Below are 3,472 nucleotides of genomic sequence, written 5' to 3'. Positions count from 1 at the left end.
CAGTGCACCTTCGCGGGAATGACGAAGCAGAGAGCGAAGCGCCCGGGCTCTCGGGATGCCACAGCCAACCGGGCCGCATCCTCTCTACGCCGTCATGCCCGCGAAAGCGGGCATCCACGAGCGCAGAGGTAGGACCTTCGAACTGCGTTGCCCCGGGCCAGTGCCTGCACGCCAGCACCGCGGCAGGCGTGGATACCCGCTTTCGCGGGTATGACGGATGAGGGTGCGAAACGCTCTTGCCACAGGGCTGACGGGGCGTCACCACTTTCCCCGAACAGCAGTGCGCGAAAGCCGGCATGACGGGTCTGGGTGCGGGGCGCCCTGCGTCACTTCACCAGCGGCCGCACCGAAGTGAACCCGCCGTCCACCGCGATCACCTGCCCCGTCACCCGCCCGGCGCCGGGCGAGAGCAGCCAGCAGATGGCGTCGGCCACCTCTTGCGGCCGCTGCACGCCGCCCAAGGGGTACTGGCGCGCCGCGCCCTCGCGCAGGGCGGGGACGCTGAGCATGCCGGCCGTCATGGGCGTGGCCGTCATGCCCGGGGCCACGGCGTTGATGCGCAGGCCCTGCGGGGCGTAGGTCGCCGCGGCGCCGCGCACCAGCGCCTCCACGCCGCCCTTGGCCGCGGCAATCGCCTCGTGGTTGGCCACGCCCACGCGCGCCACCACGCTGGACACCAGCACGGCCGCGCCCGGCCGCCCCGCGCCGCGCAGCGGCTCTATCCATGCCTGCAGCATGAACAGGGCGCTCTCCAGGTTCACCCGCAGCAGCTCGCGCACCTGCTCGGCCGGGCTGCGGTGCAGCGGCGCGATCAGCGTGCTGCCCACGCAGTGCGCCAGCAGCGTGGGCGCGCCGCCCAAGGTGCTCCAGCACTCGGCCACCGCGGCGGCGGCGCCTTCCGGCGTGGTGGTGTCGGCGGCGATGTGGGCATGCGCCTCCACCTCCGCCAGCCCCGCCGCGTCGCGGCCCACCGCCGCCACGCGGTGGCCCTGCGCGCGCAACTGCGCCACCACCGCGCGCCCTATGCCGCCGCGCGCACCCGTCACCAGCGCCACCTGCGGTGCGCCGTCAGCCACCCATGCGTCCTTGCTCAGTTCCATCGCTTGCCTCCGTGGGGTCCAGTTCGAGTTGTCGCGGCATGGCGTCGCCGCAGCGTGGCGATGGCCTCGCGCTGCACCGCGTCCAGCCGCGCCGGGTTGCGCAACTGCAGCGCCATGCGCGCGTTGCCGCTGCCCGTGGCGCGACAGGAAATCCCAGTACAGGGTGGCGAAGGGGCAAACCGCGTCCCTGGTGGCCTGCGCGGGGCGGACGCGGCTTGCGCTGCGCTCACCGCCCGCACCCCCACAGGCGGACACCCATGCCGGCTGGGCCGTTGGCCTCGCAACCCCTGTCCATCTTCGATGCACCGGCGAAGCGTCCAGGCGGAGGCGCATGGGTGTCCGCCTGTGCGGGCGCGACGCCGTGAGCGCGCGGCCGCGGCAGGGCCCAAGGTTCCGCCGTCACGGCAGGCGGCGCGCCCACGGCGCGGGCCCTGAACCCGCAGGGCCCCGGAGCGGCGCTCAGCCGCCATGGCCGGCGGCTTGCGGCGCGGCGCGCCGGCGGCGGCAGCGCTCGGAGCAGTGGCGCACCTCGTCCCAGCAGCGGGCCCAGGCGCGGCGCCAGCTCATCTCGCGCCCGCAGGTGGCGCAGGCCTTGCTCGGCAGCGCCTGCTTGTGGCCCTTGAACCCTGGGCGCGCGTCCATGGCTGTCTCAGGCCGCCGGGTCCGGGACGATGGCCGCCGCCAGCGCCCGCCCCGAGAGCCACGCCCCTTCCACCCCCGCGCCGCTGAAGAAGTCGCCGCACACCCCCAAGCCCAGCGCCGGGTCCCACCAGCAGGGCTGGTGGGCGGACGCCGTGCGCGGCGCCAGCGCGTAGCGCCAGCGGTGCACGGCCACGTGGGTCCAGCGCACGCCGCGGCCCAGGGCGCGCTCCAGCGCCGCGTGCAGTTGCGCCTGCACCGCGTCGGCGGGGCTTTCCAGGAAGGTGGCGGTCCAGGCCGCGGTGGCGTGCACCACCCAGCGGTTGAGGCCGTCGCTGTCCGCCGCGCGGCCGGGCTTGGACGCGTTGCGCACCACCCAGGCCAGCGGGCCGCGCTCGGGCCAGGCGGCGTCCCAGGCCGGGGCGGGTCCGGCCTCGGCGCCCAGGAGCGTCCAGCAGGGCTGCATGGGCACGGCGCGGGCGTGGCGGGCCCAGTCGTCGCGGTGCGGGGCCAGCAGCGCGGCGGCTTGGGCCGGGGGCATGGCCAGCACCACGGCGTCGAACACGCCGTCGCCCAGCAGCTCGCCCTGGGCCAGCAGCCGCCAGCCGCCGTCGCCGGACCGCGCGATCTCGTCCACGGCGCGGCTGCGCGTCAGCGGCAGCTCGCCGGCCAGGCGGCGGCACAGCGCGGGCATGTCCGGCGTGGCCACCCAGAGGGCGAGGCCGTCGAGGCTCCTGTGGCTGCCGGGCGCCATGACGGGCTCCCAGCGCGCCAGGACGCCATCCCCGGCGGCCTCATCGATGAAGGCCTGGAATGCCGCGGAGCGCGCGCTGAAGGCCGGCGCGCCGTGGTCGAAGGCGGCGCGGTGCACGGCGCCGTCGGCGTCTATCCACTCGGCGCGGCGCGTGGCCATGCGCCCGCCCAAGCCGCGCGACTTGTCGAAGAGAAACACCGCGCAGCCGGCGTCCGCCAGGCGGCGCGCGCACGTGGTGCCGGCCAGGCCGGCGCCGACCACCGCCACGCGCGGAGGACGGCCGGAAATGAGCTCGGAGGAAGACATGGGAGTACTCTACTCATGCTGGCTTCAATAGTGATTCACATGCTGCAATGGCTGACACTGCAGCGCACATAATCCGATTCAACACTGACTCAACCGAAAAGGACGGCCATGGCGAAGGAGCAGGTGGGCGCGGCGGACGCGATGGACCTGGGCGACGGCGGCGACGACGCCGTTCCCCGCTACCGCAGCGGCGCGGTGGCGCGCATGTTGCGCATGCCGGTGGCGACGCTGCGCATCTGGGAGCGCCGCTACCGCGTGGCCGCGCCGGCGACTTCGCCCACTGGGCACAGGCTTTACTCGGCTTCGGACGTGAAGCGCCTGGCCCTGCTGCGTCAGCTCACCGCGCTGGGCCACGCCATCGGCTCGCTGGCGCCGCTGGACCTGCAGGCGCTGCGCCAGGTGGCCTCCACGCACGCGGGCGTGCTGGCCGCGCCGCGGCGGGCGGCCATGGCAATGGATGCAATACCGATTCAAAGGTCGCTCCTGAACAGTGAATCGGGTGAATCGGATTCAAGCGTTTCAGAGGGCGGCGAATCCGATTCAAACCCTGCCGCACCGGTCCCGGCGCAGGACGCGACGCGTGGCGCGCGGCGCGGGCGCCAGCCGGCCACGGCGCCGTCGCCCGCTGCGCCGTCGCCCGCCTCCGTGCCGCCACCCGTGGCGGTCGTGGACA

At 74.8% G+C, this 3,472-nt stretch carries 5 protein-coding genes; 1 reads left to right on the top strand and 4 read right to left on the bottom strand.

The window, feature by feature from the left end; translation table 11 throughout:
• Positions 1-326: 326 nt before the first annotated feature.
• The 4 genes from SM757_RS34640 to SM757_RS34625 all read right to left on the bottom strand — a co-directional run bounded on the left by SM757_RS34640 (position 327) and on the right by SM757_RS34625 (position 2,799).
• Positions 327-1,100, bottom strand: coding sequence for an SDR family NAD(P)-dependent oxidoreductase (locus SM757_RS34640; RefSeq protein ID WP_066338038.1), 774 nt, complete (start codon positions 1,098-1,100; stop codon positions 327-329).
• Complete coding sequence (locus SM757_RS34635) at positions 1,091-1,216, bottom strand: hypothetical protein (RefSeq protein WP_322468813.1); 126 nt, start codon at positions 1,214-1,216, stop codon at positions 1,091-1,093. The genes SM757_RS34640 and SM757_RS34635 overlap by 10 nt, the downstream gene beginning before the upstream one ends.
• A gap of 343 nt (positions 1,217-1,559) precedes the next feature.
• Positions 1,560-1,742: a DUF2256 domain-containing protein gene (locus SM757_RS34630; protein ID WP_322468812.1), complete on the bottom strand. Its 183-nt coding sequence runs from the start codon at positions 1,740-1,742 to the stop codon at positions 1,560-1,562.
• Between the two features lie 7 nt (positions 1,743-1,749).
• Complete coding sequence (locus SM757_RS34625; RefSeq protein WP_322468811.1) at positions 1,750-2,799, bottom strand: NAD(P)/FAD-dependent oxidoreductase; 1,050 nt, start codon at positions 2,797-2,799, stop codon at positions 1,750-1,752.
• A 108-nt stretch (positions 2,800-2,907) separates the two neighbouring features.
• Here SM757_RS34625 and SM757_RS34620 point away from each other — a divergent pair.
• Positions 2,908-3,472: MerR family transcriptional regulator (locus tag SM757_RS34620; RefSeq protein ID WP_407655831.1), on the top strand; the 565-nt coding region annotated here is incomplete at its 3' end.

This window comes from Azohydromonas lata (assembly GCF_034427735.1).
Lineage (GTDB): Bacteria > Pseudomonadota > Gammaproteobacteria > Burkholderiales > Burkholderiaceae_C > Azohydromonas > Azohydromonas lata.
This window is presented reverse-complemented; position numbering and strand designations above follow the sequence as displayed.

What these genes read in the sequence shown, in the direction of transcription:
- SM757_RS34635 (WP_322468813.1), bottom strand. Translation starts at nt 1,216, where the DNA reads ATGGCGCTGCAGTTGCGCAACCCGGCGCGGCTGGACGCGGTGCAGCGC.
- SM757_RS34625 (WP_322468811.1), bottom strand. Translation starts at nt 2,799, where the DNA reads ATGTCTTCCTCCGAGCTCATTTCCGGCCGTCCTCCGCGCGTGGCGGTG.
- SM757_RS34630 (WP_322468812.1), bottom strand. Translation starts at nt 1,742, where the DNA reads ATGGACGCGCGCCCAGGGTTCAAGGGCCACAAGCAGGCGCTGCCGAGC.
- SM757_RS34640 (WP_066338038.1), bottom strand. Translation starts at nt 1,100, where the DNA reads ATGGAACTGAGCAAGGACGCATGGGTGGCTGACGGCGCACCGCAGGTG.